Origin of the sequence: Chitinophaga sp. Ak27 (genome assembly GCF_012726295.1) — a bacterium.
In the GTDB taxonomy this organism is placed as follows: Bacteria; Bacteroidota; Bacteroidia; order Chitinophagales; family Chitinophagaceae; genus Chitinophaga.
Map to the genome: position 1 here is coordinate 508,286 of NZ_JABAOB010000005.1, position 14,416 is coordinate 522,701.

The 14,416-nt window shown below is 47.4% G+C and carries 14 protein-coding genes; 10 read left to right on the forward strand and 4 right to left on the reverse strand.

Translation table 11 applies throughout. The features are described from left to right. Positions 1–27: 27 nt before the first annotated feature. From ccoN to HGH90_RS19500, 9 genes are all read left to right on the forward strand, one after another. Complete coding sequence (gene ccoN / locus HGH90_RS19460) at positions 28–2,172, forward strand: cytochrome-c oxidase, cbb3-type subunit I (protein ID WP_169191738.1); 2,145 nt, start codon at positions 28–30, stop codon at positions 2,170–2,172. Between the two features lie 11 nt (positions 2,173–2,183). Further along, positions 2,184–2,363: a CcoQ/FixQ family Cbb3-type cytochrome c oxidase assembly chaperone gene (locus tag HGH90_RS19465; RefSeq protein ID WP_168738353.1), complete on the forward strand. Its 180-nt coding sequence runs from the start codon at positions 2,184–2,186 to the stop codon at positions 2,361–2,363. Between the two features lie 7 nt (positions 2,364–2,370). Continuing rightward, positions 2,371–3,450 carry a cbb3-type cytochrome c oxidase N-terminal domain-containing protein gene (locus tag HGH90_RS19470; RefSeq protein WP_168764915.1) on the forward strand — a complete coding sequence of 360 codons (1,080 nt, stop codon included), beginning with the start codon at positions 2,371–2,373 and terminating at the stop codon, positions 3,448–3,450. A gap of 29 nt (positions 3,451–3,479) precedes the next feature. Continuing rightward, on the forward strand, positions 3,480–4,865 hold the full coding sequence (ccoG, locus tag HGH90_RS19475; RefSeq protein ID WP_169191739.1) for a cytochrome c oxidase accessory protein CcoG: 1,386 nt from the start codon (positions 3,480–3,482) through the stop codon (positions 4,863–4,865). A 33-nt stretch (positions 4,866–4,898) separates the two neighbouring features. Next, positions 4,899–5,336, forward strand: a complete 438-nt coding sequence (locus HGH90_RS19480) for a FixH family protein (protein ID WP_168764917.1) — start codon at positions 4,899–4,901, stop codon at positions 5,334–5,336. A 22-nt stretch (positions 5,337–5,358) separates the two neighbouring features. Beyond that, positions 5,359–6,066 carry a sulfite exporter TauE/SafE family protein gene (locus HGH90_RS19485; protein WP_211092999.1) on the forward strand — a complete coding sequence of 236 codons (708 nt, stop codon included), beginning with the start codon at positions 5,359–5,361 and terminating at the stop codon, positions 6,064–6,066. A gap of 6 nt (positions 6,067–6,072) precedes the next feature. Further along, the gene (hemN, locus tag HGH90_RS19490) at positions 6,073–7,431 is read left to right on the forward strand and encodes an oxygen-independent coproporphyrinogen III oxidase (RefSeq protein ID WP_168764918.1); all 1,359 of its coding nucleotides are present in this window, start codon (positions 6,073–6,075) and stop codon (positions 7,429–7,431) included. A gap of 607 nt (positions 7,432–8,038) precedes the next feature. After that, positions 8,039–8,986, forward strand: a complete 948-nt coding sequence (locus HGH90_RS19495; RefSeq protein WP_168764919.1) for a UDP-3-O-(3-hydroxymyristoyl)glucosamine N-acyltransferase — start codon at positions 8,039–8,041, stop codon at positions 8,984–8,986. A gap of 88 nt (positions 8,987–9,074) precedes the next feature. Next, a complete protein-coding gene (locus HGH90_RS19500) occupies positions 9,075–9,749 on the forward strand; it encodes a hypothetical protein (protein ID WP_168764920.1) in 675 nt (224 codons plus the stop codon). 2 nt (positions 9,750–9,751) lie between these two features. Here HGH90_RS19500 and HGH90_RS19505 read toward each other — a convergent pair whose 3' ends face one another. From HGH90_RS19505 to pheS, 3 genes are all read right to left on the reverse strand, one after another. Beyond that, the gene (locus tag HGH90_RS19505) at positions 9,752–10,738 is read right to left on the reverse strand and encodes an NAD-dependent epimerase/dehydratase family protein (protein WP_168764921.1); all 987 of its coding nucleotides are present in this window, start codon (positions 10,736–10,738) and stop codon (positions 9,752–9,754) included. Between the two features lie 47 nt (positions 10,739–10,785). Then, entirely contained in the window at positions 10,786–11,634 is an 849-nt protein-coding gene (locus HGH90_RS19510; RefSeq protein WP_317166164.1) for a 3-hydroxyacyl-CoA dehydrogenase family protein, read from the reverse strand. Positions 11,635–11,763: 129 nt separating this feature from the next. Then, the gene (gene pheS, locus HGH90_RS19515) at positions 11,764–12,792 is read right to left on the reverse strand and encodes a phenylalanine--tRNA ligase subunit alpha (protein WP_168764922.1); all 1,029 of its coding nucleotides are present in this window, start codon (positions 12,790–12,792) and stop codon (positions 11,764–11,766) included. 92 nt (positions 12,793–12,884) lie between these two features. Here pheS and HGH90_RS19520 point away from each other — a divergent pair, with 92 nt between their 5' ends. Continuing rightward, positions 12,885–13,727, forward strand: coding sequence for a sensor histidine kinase (locus tag HGH90_RS19520; protein ID WP_169191740.1), 843 nt, complete (start codon positions 12,885–12,887; stop codon positions 13,725–13,727). Here the strand turns inward: HGH90_RS19520 and HGH90_RS19525 are convergent. Next, complete coding sequence (locus HGH90_RS19525; RefSeq protein WP_168764924.1) at positions 13,724–14,410, reverse strand: response regulator transcription factor; 687 nt, start codon at positions 14,408–14,410, stop codon at positions 13,724–13,726. The genes HGH90_RS19520 and HGH90_RS19525 overlap by 4 nt on opposite strands. Positions 14,411–14,416 lie beyond the last annotated feature (6 nt).

Below are 14,416 nucleotides of genomic sequence, written 5' to 3' on the forward strand. Positions count from 1 at the left end.
CATTTATAAACACCATTAAATACCATTATGTCACTCGAAAAATTTTATTACGACAACCGACCGGTGAAATGGTTTGCCTATGCTTGTGTATTCTGGGGACTGATAGGCATGCTAGCCGGTTTGTGGGCCGCACTGGAGCTGGTAATCCCCGGTCTTAACGCGGGTTTTGCCCCCATTACTTTTGGTAGGCTCCGTCCTGTGCATACCAATGCGGTCATCTTTGCTTTTGTGGGCAATGGCATTTTCATGGGTGTGTATTATTCGTTACAGCGATTGTGTAAAGCCCGTATGTTCAGCGACCTGCTGAGTAAAATCCATTTCTGGGGATGGCAGTCCATCATTGCCGGTGGCGCGCTCACCCTCTTCCTGGGTTATACTACCGGTAAAGAATATGCAGAACTGGAATGGCCCTTCGACATCGCCATCACCCTTATCTGGCTGGTATTTGGCGCTAATATGCTGGGTACTATTCTACGCAGGCGTGAATCTCATCTGTATGTAGCCATCTGGTTCTATATCGGTACCTGGGTAGCTATTGCGATGTTGCATATTATTAATTCCTTCGAATTTCCTTTATCCCTGTTCAAGAGCTATAGCTGGTATGCGGGCGTGCAGGATGCACTGGTACAGTGGTGGTATGGACACAATGCCGTGGCATTTTTCCTGACCACGCCTTACCTGGGGCTTATGTACTACTTTGTTCCCAAAGCAGCCAACAGGCCTGTGTATTCTTATCGCTGGTCTATCATTCACTTCTGGTCGTTGATATTTATATACATCTGGGCCGGCCCGCACCACCTGCTATATACAGCTTTACCTGAATGGGCACAGTCACTGGGTACGGCCTTCAGCGTAATGCTGATAGCGCCATCCTGGGGAGGTATGCTCAACGGGTTGCTCACACTCCGTGGTGCATGGGATAGGGTAAGAGAAGATGCCATCCTAAAATTCTTCGTCGTAGCGCTGACATGCTATGGTATGGCCACCTTTGAAGGTCCGATGCTGTCGCTGAAAAATGTAAATGCTATCAGCCACTATACCGACTGGACCATTGCACACGTACACGTAGGCGCCCTGGGCTGGAATGGATTCCTCACTTTTGGTATCCTTTACTGGCTGATTCCACGACTGTTCGGTACTGCCTTACATTCCCGCAAATGGGCCAATACCCATTTCTGGATTGGTACGCTGGGTATTATCTTCTATGTAATCCCACTTTACTGGGCCGCCTTTACACAAAGTATGATGTGGAAACAGTTTACAGAAGAAGGACAATTGAAATACCAGTTCCTGGAAACCGTTACCACCATCGTCCCCATGTATGCGCTACGTGCCTTAGGAGGATTATTATACATCAGTGGCGTAATACTGATGGCTGTCAACCTGACTAAAACCATCCGTAAAGGCGCCTTCATTGCCAACGAAGCTGCCGAGGCACCGGCTCTGCCAAAAGTAATCGTTACCCATGGTAAAGCCCACTGGCACAATTGGATCGAACGCCGGCCCATTCAGCTGGTGGTATTCAGCCTGGTAGTAGTAGCCATAGGCGGTTTGCTGGAAATGATGCCTACTTTCCTGATACGCAGTAATATCCCTACCATCAGCAGCGTAAAACCATATACGCCACTAGAGCTCCATGGCCGTGATATCTACGTGAGAGAAGGCTGTTATACCTGTCACTCCCAGATGATACGTCCCTTCCGCGACGAAGTGGCCCGCTATGGCGAATATTCCAAAGCAGGAGAGTTTGTATATGACCATCCTTTCCAGTGGGGCTCCAAACGCACAGGTCCGGACCTGGCCCGCATAGGTGGGAAATATCCCGACTCCTGGCACTTTAATCACATGCTGGATCCTTCATCTATGTCTCCCGGATCTATCATGCCCTCTTATCCATGGCTGTTTGAAGAAAGGGTAGATAAAAGTAAAACACCTGCTATGATCAGCGTAATGCGGAAACTGGGCGTTCCTTATGCCGACGGTTATGAAGTACGTGCCAATACGGACCTGGATAAACAGGCGCAGGAAATAGCTGACAGGCTACAGAAGGATAAGCTGCCCATTAAGGCCGACCGTGAAATTATCGCTTTAATCGCCTACCTGCAAAGGATGGGGAAAGATATCAAGTCAGCGCCAAAACCTGTAGCTCAAACCGATAACGCAGCATTTTAAATCTTCAGATCATGAAATTCATTAATTACCTGGAATCTATAGCCGGCATCAGCGTTTACCCTATGGCCTCGCTACTGCTGCTGTTCACCTTCTTCGTAGGTGCTTCGCTGTGGGCTTTTAAAGCCGATAAAAAAATGGTAGATCATATCAGCCGTATTCCATTAGATAATAATGACGATCATTCTCTATAAAAGTATAATGATGAATAAACAGTGTATAAAACTATTGGCCGGCAGCTTACTATGCAGCATTCCCGCTTTTGCAGAGGGTGGTGCTAATGCCCCTTCAGAATTATCTGACCCGGTAGCGCTGGTGTTGCTGGTCGTAATCGGAGGACTGTTACTTGCCATCGCCGTGCTGGGAAATGCAGTACTGGGAGCTATGGATATTTTCAGGGAAAAGATGAAGAAGGATGCCGGGAAAATATTGCTGGCAATAGGTATTGTCGTGATGACACTCATGAGTAGCTCCGCCTTCGCGCAAACGGCGGCTACTGCTCCTCCCGCAGCTAATCCTTATTTCTCTCATCTGTCGCAGACGTCTTTTTATATACTGGTATCTGTGATCGTACTGGAGTTGGCTGTAGTCATCAGCCTCTTATTTGTCCTGCGTTTCCTGGTAGGCATTCAGCGTAAACGCAAACCAGCGAAAGCAGCGGTACCTGGAAAACCGAAGGTATCCTGGATGGAAAAGCTCAACAATACCAAAACTGTGGACGCCGCCTCAGAAGAAAACGAGGATATGGGTCACAATTTCGATGGCATCCGGGAACTGAATAATCCTACGCCGCCCTGGTGGAAATGGGGCTTCGCCTTTACCATCTGCTTTGGTATTGTCTACTTCTGGCGTACCGAAATTTCTCATTCGGCTCCGGGTCAGCTGGAAGAACTGGCTGCTGCAGAAGCCCAGGCAGCCGAAAGCAAAGCGGAATACCTAAAAAAAGCGGCCAACAAGATCGATGAAAATAACGTTACACTCCTCACCGATGCAGGTGATGTTGCCGCAGGGCAAAAGATGTTTATTTCCAACTGTGCTCCCTGCCACGGTCCACAAGGACAGGGCGTTGTAGGCCCCAACCTTACAGACGACTATTGGTTGCACGGAGGCAAGATCAATGAAGTGTTTAAAACCATTAAATACGGCGTTGCCGACAAAGGGATGAAGTCCTGGCAGGAAGACTTTTCGCCCAAACAACTGGCACAACTGGCCAGCTTTATCAAGTCAATACACGGTAGCAATCCTCCCAACGCCAAAGAGCCACAGGGACAAAAAGAATAGGAACAGATTACCGGGATAAAGTATATATCATGAGCGACCATACATTCAGAGATTCTATAGCCACAGTTGATAAGCAAGGCAAGCGCAACTGGATATTTGCCAAACAGCCCAAAGGGCGCTGGTATAATATCCGTAGTTGGGTAAGCCTCTTTTATTTTAGTGTTTTTGTCAGCCTGCCGTTTATTTCCATAAGTGGCAGGCCCTTATTTATGCTGAATGTGATAGAAGGGAAGTTTATCCTGTTTGGCGCTATCTTCTGGCCACAGGACTTCTTCATCTTCGTCCTTGCGATGATGGCGTTTATCCTCTTTATTGTTGTATTTACAATGGCTTTCGGGCGGCTCTTCTGCGGATGGATGTGCCCTCAGACTATTTTCATGGAAATGTTATTCCGCAGGCTGGAGTATTGGATTGAAGGGGATGCGGCGGCACAAAAACTACTACAGCAATCGCCCTGGAATACCAATAAAATTATTCGCAAAACGGGGAAACACCTGGCCTTTTACGCCTTGTCTTTCCTCATTGCCAACATCTTCCTGGCCTATATCATCGGAGCTAAAGCCCTGGGCCGTATCATCACCGAGCCCTTGTCGGAGCATGCCGGCGGCTTCATTGCCATCCTGGTATTTTCGGGTGTGTTCTATGGCGTGTTTGCCTTTATGAGGGAACAGATATGTACCATTGTTTGCCCTTATGGCCGTTTACAGGGCGTTTTACTCGATAAAGACTCCATACTGGTAGCTTACGACTATGAGCGGGGAGAACCCCGCGGAAAGTTCCGTAAAGATGCCTCCCGGGCACAGGGCGACTGCATAGATTGTATGCAATGTGTAAAAGTTTGCCCCACGGGAATAGATATACGGAACGGTACCCAGCTGGAATGTGTGAACTGCACCGCCTGTATAGATGCCTGCGATTTCATGATGGAGCAAACCGGCCGGCCCAAAGGGCTCATACGCTATGCCTCCGAAAACGGCATTGCACAAAAGAAAAAATTGCATTTTACCCCCCGGCTACGAGTATACACCAGCGTACTGACATTACTCCTCATCGCCATTGGCGCTATGCTGGGAAGCCGCAAACCGGTAAGCGGCACCATCATGCGTACCGCCGGGATGCTGTACCAGGAAAGAGGCGCCGATAGCCTTACAAACCTCTACCGCATTAAGCTAATCAACAAAACAACAAAAGACATTCCGCTGGAGCTACGATTGGAAGATGAAGCCGGCGTTATATCCATGGCCGGGAATACCCTGATCCATGTAAAGGCAGAAGGACAGGGAGAAGGAACCTTCTTTGTGGTATTGCCCAAAACTGCAGTGCATAAACGCAAGTCGACCCTTTATATCGGCCTGTATGAAAATAACGAAAGAATTACCCGTTTACGTACCACCTTCCTGGGACCAGTACAATAAACGAAGCTATATAAACCGATTAAACCGATTATCATGAACTGGGGACACAAGATTATCATCGTATTTGTAGTGTTTGCTGCCGGCATCCTCACATTGGTTACCAAAAGCATGCGCACCAGGGTAGATATGGTAACGCCTGATTACTATGGCGAAGAACTGAAATATCAGCAGGTAATTGACGGCAAGCAAAATGCCGGCAAGCTGTCTGCCCCCATTACTATTGCACAACCCGAAGAAGGGATAATGATCACCTTTCCACCGGAACTGCAAGGCAAAGCAATAACTGGCCAACTTACCTTTTACCGGCCCTCAGACTCCCATAAAGATATCCGGTTAGCCCTTCAACCTGATCCATCAGGACATCAGCTGATCAAGCGACAGTTGTTCAGCAAAGGGCAATACCAGGTAAAGGTACAGTGGACCATGAACGACCAGCCTTTCTACCAGGAAACACCCGTGCATATTTACTAATCATCCATCTAAAACTAACATTATGATCGCCTCTTTTATGTTGGGTTTCATTGGCAGCTTTCACTGTATCGGGATGTGCGGGCCAATTGCCCTAACGTTACCCGTACAGCATCTGACAGGCGGGAAAAAGTTGGCCGGTATGCTGCTGTACAATGCAGGCCGCATTACTGCCTATGCGCTACTGGGCATCATTTTCGGCTGGCTGGGCAAGCAGTTGTATCTCGGTGGCTTGCAGCAATGGCTGTCTGTTATTACCGGTATTGTTTTGTTACTCGCGGTCCTGGTGAAATATACCCGTACCGGGTGGAGAAGAGGAGGAGCGCTTCCCTCCATATTTACCAGCAAAATAAAATCTGCCCTGGGCACGCTGCTCCGGCAACAGCGATTCCGGACGTTATTTGCTATCGGCTTTTTGAACGGACTCCTGCCATGCGGATTAGTGTACCTGGCTATAGCCGGTGCCATCGCAACCGGTGGAGTACTGCAGGGAGCATTGTTTATGGCGGCCTTTGGAGCGGGCACGCTTCCGGCAATGGCCGGCGTTACCTGGTTCAGTCACCTGGTTACCCTTGCTGTGCGTAACCGCATGCGTAGCCTGATCCCGGTGGTCATCAGCATCATGGGTGTACTGCTGATCCTTCGCGGCCTGAACCTGGGCATCCCTTATATCAGTCCCGAAATGTCTCCCGGTACCGAACATGTTGTTCATAATTGTTGTCATAAATCTTAAGCTATCATGAGCCTCATCACTAAATATAATGTAGCCGCACCGCGATATACCAGCTATCCTACGGTTCCTTATTGGGAAGAAAGCAGCTTTGACGCCGACAAATGGAAAGCATTGCTAAAAAAATCTTTCCAGGAGTCTAATCACCGGGACGGTATCAGCATTTACATACACCTGCCGTTCTGCGAAAGCCTGTGCACCTATTGTGGCTGTAATAAATACATTACGGTAAACCATGCGGTGGAAGGTCCTTATATCGAAGCGTTACTGAAGGAATGGCAACTGTACGTAAGCACCTTCGGCAGCAAGCCCCGCATCCGCGAGATTCACCTGGGCGGAGGTACGCCTACCTTCTTTAGTGCCGGACATTTAACCACACTGCTGAATGGCATCTACAGCCAGGCTGAATTACTACCCGATGCCTGCCTGAGCTTTGAAGGACACCCGGGCAATACTACACCGGAACATTTACAATCGTTATACAACCTGGGGTTTCGCAGAATCAGCCTGGGCATCCAGGACTTCGATATGCGGGTACAGGAAATCATCAACCGTTTGCAACCATTCGGCATGGTAGCCTCTGTAGTAGAGAACGCCAGGAAGATCGGTTTCACCTCCATCAACTTCGATCTTATCTATGGACTGCCATTACAGACTCTTACAAGCATGCAGCACACCATTGATAAGGTGGTGCGGCTACGGCCCGACAGGATCTCTTTCTACAGCTATGCACACGTACCCTGGATTAAGGGAACCGGACAGCGTAGATATACAGAAGACGATTTACCCAAGGATGAAGAGAAACGCCAACTGTATGAACTGGGCAAGTTGCTTTTCGACAGTAATGGATATACAGAGATAGGAATGGATCATTTTGCCCTGCCTGGCGAAGCCCTGCACAAAGCTTTTGAACAGGGAAACCTGCATCGCAACTTCATGGGGTATACCGTTTCCCATACATCGCTGCTGATAGGGCTGGGCGCCTCTTCCATTGGTGATAACTGGTACGCGTATGTACAAAATGAGAAACAGGTAAACGCCTATGAGGAGCTGGTTAACAAAGGTGAGTTTCCGATAGTACGCGGACATATACTGAGCGACGAAGACCTGCTCCTGAGGAAACATATTCACAACCTGATGTGCCACTTTGAAACCACCTGGCGCCGGGAAGATACGCAATGCGACGCCGTAATAGATGGCCTGCAAAGATTGCAGGAACTGGAGCGGGACGAGCTGGTATTAGTAACTCCCCAAAAAGTACAGGTAACTGCCAAAGGCAAGCCATTTATACGCAACATATGCATGGCTTTCGACGCCCGGCTGTGGCGACAAGTACCACATTCACAATTATTTAGCAAAGCAATATAGGGGTCCGGATTCCATGCTGATATGCATCATCATAACGGGGTGTGGAGTGGTATAAAATTGAAAATATCTGAAGTAAAACGACACCTGCGTCATTCGGCTATTACTCAAACTACGAAACACCCGTTATGGTGATAAAATAATCGGCCGGTCCCGGCACATTTTTTCCCCGGAAGGGGGTGGAATCTTCCAAAAACATAAAACTAACCGGTAATGCTACCTCGGGTTTCATCCCCGGAAAATGGTAAAAAAGTAATGATGAAAAGGAGATGGATTTGCGTGAGTGAAAATAGCAATTCGCTGTAACGCTTTATTCATGCGGATTTCAAAGGCAATAAAAAAAGTCTGACTGCTTTAACAATCAGACTTTCTTATTATGTGAATGGGTTAGTAAGTACAGGGAAACAAAATTCCCTACACAATATTAAAAAGAATTTCATCACAAAAGAAAAAATTTACAAAAAATTTTATTCACACTACTAAAATAATTGTGGATAACGGTTATCAAAAACACCTTTTTTATCGTCATCATCCCTCCATATTTTGATGGAAGCAATTGTTGATTTACTACCTTTGTTGCTCTTTAACATTATTCAATAATTCAGAGTATATGAAGTTCGAAGCACCTGTTGCAGTAACTGAAATAGCAGCATATATAGGCGCAGAGCTGGTTGGCAACGACCAATTAATGGCTACTGGTCTCAACGAAATACACAAGGTAACACCGGGAGATATCTCCTTCGTTGACTTTGAAAAATACTATAACGCCAGCTTACAATCAGCAGCTACCATTATCATCATCAACAAGAAGGTAGAGTGCCCGGAAGGAAAAGCACTTTTAGTATTGGACGACCCGTTCAGTGCCTATGTAAAACTGGTGAAAAAATTCAGACCATTTGAGCCGGCTACCAAAGCCATCAGCGACACAGCAGTGATAGGAGAGGGGACCATTGTGCAGCCCAACGTATTTGTTGGCAACCATGTACGGATAGGACGTAACTGTCTTATTCATCCCGGTGTAACCATCTACGACCATGCTGTGATCGGCGATAATGTAATTATCCACGCGGGAACGGTGCTGGGCGCGGATGCATTTTACTTCAAGAAAAGGGCCGACCGGGAAGTGATTTATGACAAGCTGGAAAGCTGCGGCAGAGTTATCATCGAAGACGATGTAGAAATAGGCGCCGGCTGTACCATCGACAAAGGCGTAAGTGGCGACACCATCATTGGCCGCGGTACTAAACTGGATAACATGATCCACATCGGACATGGCACCGTGGTAGGCAGAAACTGCCTGATCGCTGCCCAGGTGGGTATTGCTGGTAAAGCCAAAATTGAAGACAATGTGATCCTTTGGGGACAGGTAGGTGTGAATAAAGATCTCACCATCGGAAAAGGCGCCGTGGTAATGGCGCAAAGCGGGGTACCTTCTTCCCTGGAAGGCGGTAAAGTATACTTCGGCTACCCGGCAGTCGATGCCCGTGAAAAAAAGAAAGAAATCAGCTGGATCAAACGCATTCCCGAAATATGGGAAAAAGTAAAAGATATCAGGTAAGCCCTCTCCGGAGATTTGTTTATCCGCAGTGATACAGATAAACAAATCTCCGGAAAATTGACCCGCAAAAATTTAAACCTCCCACTTCATGAAGCAATTACTCGCTGTTTTTATCCCCTTGCTGCTTTGGAGCTGCACTACCACCAAAAAGACCCAAACTACCTCTTCACTATACACCAACGACCAGGAATGGGCCACCAAGATAAAAGATGGATGGCTAACGGCTAAAACCATCTCTTTTGGCCTTTATTCCACCACCTCCCGGAAAAACGGAGTAGCGGAAGCTACCTTCATCAAAGACCCGAAAAACGCCTTTAATTTCTACCTGAACGGCAACGGCGAACACCTCCTGATCCAAACCATGAACACGTCGGCCATTTCCTTCAGCAATCGCAATTTGCCGGGCTGGCTCAACAGTTTACCGGGTAGTACTGATATTCGTTACACCCTGATCAACGGCACCAAAAATGAGCCTTTAAAACGCTGGGAAATGATTGTTAAAGCGCCTCACTACCTGGAACTAAACGACGATAAACCAGTGGGTATCCTCCGGTGTGCCGATACGGATATACGCGTCACCGCCCATTCGCGCTTCGGAAAGGTAAATTCGTACGAAAATATATGCTATGAATTCCAATATCGCGGACAACTCGTGGCGGCTGTCATTCCTGGCGATAAACCCCGGGTATGGGTAGGCCGGGATGTGGAAACAGAAATGTCTAAAACCCTGGCCGCTGCTATCGCCGCCTTCCTGTTCCAATAAAGTTATTGAGCAGCGGTACGCTCCTGTAAAAAAGCGGCAGCAATATGTTGAATGGTATCTTCCAGTGGCCGGAACTGAAACCCCGGCAACGCGTCTAATACCTTCCTGTTTTCATAATAAACCTTCATCTGAGCAGTACGTGCCGTTTCTTTGGTAACCAGCGGATGCTTCCCTGTGAGCATTCCCTTTATCTTCTCAATCCGCCATACTACCTCGGCCATCCAGGGCTTAGCAGCTATATGGGGGGGCTTCTTTCCCAATTCCCTGGCCATGGTGGTAAATAATTGCTGATAGCTCCAGTTATCGGCAGAAAGAATAAACCGCTCCTCGCTGATATCACTGTCCATCAACCGTATCATTACCTCCACCACATCTTCTACATCTACAAAACCATTTACGCCGGCAGTATAATAGGGAAATTCTTTCCAGGCATTCTTCAGAAGGGCCCCGGAACCATCGTTCCAGAAACCCGCGCCCAGGATAATCGACGGATTTACAATCACTGCATCCAATCCCTCTGCAATACCTCTCCATATTTCCATCTCACCCTGGAACTTGCTGACGCTGTAACGGGAATTGTTTTTACTCTCTTCCCATTCACATTCCTCGTTTACCGCGGCGTTTTCCTTTGCTCTTCCAATCGCAGCCACAGAACTTACATACAGCAACTTTTTAACGCCAGCATCCAGCGCCATATTTACAACGTTGGCCGTACCTTCTACGTTAATCTTCATCAGCCGGTCTTTATCCCCCGCCTGGAAGGATACCACTGCCGCACAATGATATACCTGGCTAACACCTGCCATCGCATCTTCCAGTGAACATACATCCAGTATGTCGCCCTGTACCCATTCTATCTTGCCGGAAAGATCCTGCAACCGGGGAGAAGGTTGTTGCCGGTACAAAGCCCTGACAGGTTTCCCTTCAGCCACCAATGCCCGAATTAAATAACTGCCTAAAAAACCTGTACCACCGGTAACTAAGATCATGAAGATTAAATTCTATTACTAAAGAGGCCCAAAAATACTAAAACAAACTATTGTTCGTACCTGTAAAAACCCAATCCTGTTTTGCGTCCCAGCTTACCGTCTTTTACCCTTTGCTCTTGCAGCACATTTGGTTTAAAGCGGGGCGCATGATGAAAGGCATCGTAAAGCGATTGTGTAACGGCCAGGTTTACATCATTGCCTATCAGGTCCATTAATGCAAAAGGCCCCATTTTAAAGCCGGCGCTTTCCAGCAATTGATCAATCGTACTGAAATCCGCCAACCCTTGCTCCGCCAGGTGCATCGACTCCAGGTAATAAAGCCTGGCAACCCTGTTTACTATAAAACCCGGCGCATCTTTTACTCTAACCGGCACCTTCCCCATTTTAAGGGCCAACTCAAATACCGTGTTGGCTACTTCCGGAGCAGTATGTTTTCCACTCACCACCTCCACCAGCTTCATCAGGTGGGCGGGGTTAAAGAAATGCATGCCCACCACCCTCGAAGGATGGTTTACTGTTTCAGCTATTTCGGAAATTGACAGGGAAGAAGTATTGGTTGCGAAGATGGTATCGGGAGTATTAATGGCCGCCAACTGGTTAAATAGGGTGGTTTTGGCGGCGGCCTTTTCTACGATGGCCTCTATGATCATGTCGGCTACACAATCTTCCATATCGGTGGTGAAACGGATCCTCTGCAATACAACCTGCTTATCTGCTTCCGTCAGCTTTCCTTTTTCCACCGCAGCATGCAGACTCTTTTCTATCTGCGTCCTGGCTTTGCGAAGGCCTTCCTGCTGTATGTCAAATAATACCGTATTAAATCCGCTATAGGCAGCTATTTGTGCTATCCCGGCGCCCATAGTACCGGCGCCGCATACTACAATAGATTGAATCACATCGGAAGATTTTCTGGCAAACAGAAAGGGAAAACGCAAGGCCCTTGTTTAGATCATAATTTTTGCTTTATCATCCACCACAATAGCCTGGTGCTTTCCCCTTTTTGCATGTTGCCTTATTATTAAAAGCTATATCGCTCCTTCAAACTGTTCCAGGAAACGGGTATCGTTTTCAGAAAACAGGCGTAAGTCTTTAATCTGATATTTCAGCATGGTAATACGTTCTATTCCCATCCCGAAAGCAAAGCCGGTATACTTTTCAGGGTCAATACCGCAGTTGGCCAACACTTTTGGATGTACCATCCCGCAGCCGAGAATTTCTACCCAGCCGGTTTGTTTACATACCGGGCAGCCGGTACCACCGCAAATGAAGCATACAATATCCATCTCAGCGCTGGGCTCTGTAAATGGGAAGTAGGAGGGACGAAAACGGATACCGGTATTTTCACCAAACATTTCCTGTACAAAATGATACAGTGTTTGCTTAAGGTCTGCAAAAGAAACGTTTTCGTCTATGTACAACCCCTCTACCTGGTGGAAGAAACAGTGTGCACGGGCAGAAATAGTTTCGTTACGGTATACCCTTCCCGGGCTGATGATACGGATAGGCAGCTTTCCTTCTTCCATTACCCTTACCTGGGCAGAAGACGTTTGGGTACGCAGTAACCAGTCCGGATTCTTGCTGATGAAGAAAGTATCCTGCATATCGCGGGCCGGGTGGTTCTCCGGCAAATTAAGCGCGGTAAAGTTGTGCCAGTCGTCTTCAATTTCCGGTCCCTCGGCAATGGTAAAGCCAAGCCGCTCAAAAATCCGGATGATTTTATTGCGCACCAGGCTGATAGGGTGCCTGGTACCAAGCCGGTGAGGCGCCGCCGGCAAAGTATAGTCTGTATCGCCCTGGTCCGCGCCGGTAGATTCCTTCAGGTCACTGAACTGCTCATAGCGGGATTCCGCGAGTTGTTTAAATTCGTTTAATATCTGGCCAAATTCTTTCTTACGGTCATTCGGTACCTGCTTCATCTCCCCGAAAAGAGCTTTTACGATACCTTTTGTACCCAGGAATTTTATGCGGTACTGTTCCAGATCCGCTGCGCCCGCAGGCGTAAAAGCCGCAATTTCTTCTTTGTAGGCTGCTATTTGCTGTACTAACTGTTCCATAAACGACAAAGATAAGCGATTCTCCCGTGTTTAAACACTACGCTTATTTTCCCGGAAAAGGCGTAAATTTCACTAGCAAATTGAGGAGCTTTATGCCTATAACCATTCACACAACTACGCTGTTGCTGGCTGCAACCGTGGCGGCGGTTTGTTTTCTCCTTTTTCTGCGCTACCGCTCCCGCTACCTGCTTCTTAAAAGCAACGAAGCTGTCATTACCCGCCTTATAAATCAACAGGAAAATGAACTGCTGCAGTTGGGTCGCCAACTATCAGAACTTAAATTATCCGGCCTCAAATCACAGGTAAATCCACATTTTCTGTTCAATTGCCTCAATGGTATTTACACGGCGCTGATGACCGGCGAAACCTCCCTGGCACAGGAATATATTTCCCGTTTTGCCATACTGCTCAGGAAAGTACTTATGCTGGCCGACAAAAACTTTATCTCTCTACAGGAAGAAGCAGATATGTTGGATCTATACCTCAAACTCGAGCAACTCCGCACCAATAACGGTTTTGTGTATACTCTCAAAACCGATCCCCGGATTTCCCCGGCCACCCTGCCTGTTCCCTGTATGCTGGTACAACCCTTTGTGGAAAATGCTATCTGGCACGGACTAATGCATAAAGAAACCGACCGACAACTCCATATCCAGTGGATACAACTGCAATCAAACCTTTACGCCTGCGAAGTTACCGACAACGGTATAGGCCGGGTACAAGCCCTGCAATATCATCATGATGGACTGAAAACAAATAATCACCATTCCAGGGGGATGGAAATATGCATGGAAAGGGCTACACTGTACAGATCTATGTATCACACCCAGTTTGATATTGAAATTACTGACCTCCCGGGAGAAGAAAATACGGTAAAGGGCACCCGGGTATTTATCACCTTTGAAGTAGCTCCTGCTATGACAGCTGTTCACTAGAATATAAGCTTATACCCCACGCCGCGGATATTCACGATCTGCACACGGGAATCATCTTTGAGATACCGGCGAAGTTTGGTAATAAAAACGTCCATACTGCGGGCATTAAAGAAGTTATCATCGCCCCAGAGATCCAGTAGCACCGCTTTACGCTCCATTACTTCGTTTTTGTTATCATACAACCGGCGCAGGATAGCCGCTTCACGGTGCGACAAAAACTCGATGGAATTATTGCGGGCAAGGGTTTGCTTGGTATAATTAAATACATACTGTCCTATAGTCACGGCACCTTCTTCCAGTTCACGACCTGCCGGGTTATCTCCAAAACGCTTCAGCAACGCGGTAATACGAACGATCAGCTCATCCATACTGAAGGGCTTCTTCAGGTAATCGTTACCTCCCAGCTCAAAGCCTTTCACCACATCAGCCGTTTGGGATTTGGCCGTCAGGAAGATGATGGGAGTGAGCTTATCCTGTTTACGGATTTCCGCCGTAACAGTAAATCCATCCATATTGGGCATCATAATATCCAGTACTACCACATCAGGATGTTCCTGCTGATACAAGCGAAGCCCTTCCCGTCCATCGGCAGCATACAACATCTCAAATCCACGTATTTCCAGGCTGTCTTTTACTATTTGTCCCAGTTGTACTTCATCTTCTATCAATAATACTTTTGCCATAAATCT

Bases quoted from the DNA above. Each gene is read 5' to 3' on its own strand.
- ccoN (WP_169191738.1), top strand. From the start codon at position 28: ATGTCACTCGAAAAATTTTATTACGACAACCGACCGGTGAAATGGTTT.
- HGH90_RS19465 (WP_168738353.1), top strand. From the start codon at position 2,184: ATGAAATTCATTAATTACCTGGAATCTATAGCCGGCATCAGCGTTTAC.
- HGH90_RS19470 (WP_168764915.1), top strand. From the start codon at position 2,371: ATGATGAATAAACAGTGTATAAAACTATTGGCCGGCAGCTTACTATGC.
- ccoG (WP_169191739.1), top strand. From the start codon at position 3,480: ATGAGCGACCATACATTCAGAGATTCTATAGCCACAGTTGATAAGCAA.
- HGH90_RS19480 (WP_168764917.1), top strand. From the start codon at position 4,899: ATGAACTGGGGACACAAGATTATCATCGTATTTGTAGTGTTTGCTGCC.
- HGH90_RS19485 (WP_211092999.1), top strand. From the start codon at position 5,359: ATGATCGCCTCTTTTATGTTGGGTTTCATTGGCAGCTTTCACTGTATC.
- hemN (WP_168764918.1), top strand. From the start codon at position 6,073: ATGAGCCTCATCACTAAATATAATGTAGCCGCACCGCGATATACCAGC.
- HGH90_RS19495 (WP_168764919.1), top strand. From the start codon at position 8,039: ATGAAGTTCGAAGCACCTGTTGCAGTAACTGAAATAGCAGCATATATA.
- HGH90_RS19500 (WP_168764920.1), top strand. From the start codon at position 9,075: ATGAAGCAATTACTCGCTGTTTTTATCCCCTTGCTGCTTTGGAGCTGC.
- HGH90_RS19505 (WP_168764921.1), bottom strand. From the start codon at position 10,738: ATGATCTTAGTTACCGGTGGTACAGGTTTTTTAGGCAGTTATTTAATT.
- pheS (WP_168764922.1), bottom strand. From the start codon at position 12,792: ATGGAACAGTTAGTACAGCAAATAGCAGCCTACAAAGAAGAAATTGCG.
- HGH90_RS19520 (WP_169191740.1), top strand. From the start codon at position 12,885: ATGCCTATAACCATTCACACAACTACGCTGTTGCTGGCTGCAACCGTG.
- HGH90_RS19525 (WP_168764924.1), bottom strand. From the start codon at position 14,410: ATGGCAAAAGTATTATTGATAGAAGATGAAGTACAACTGGGACAAATA.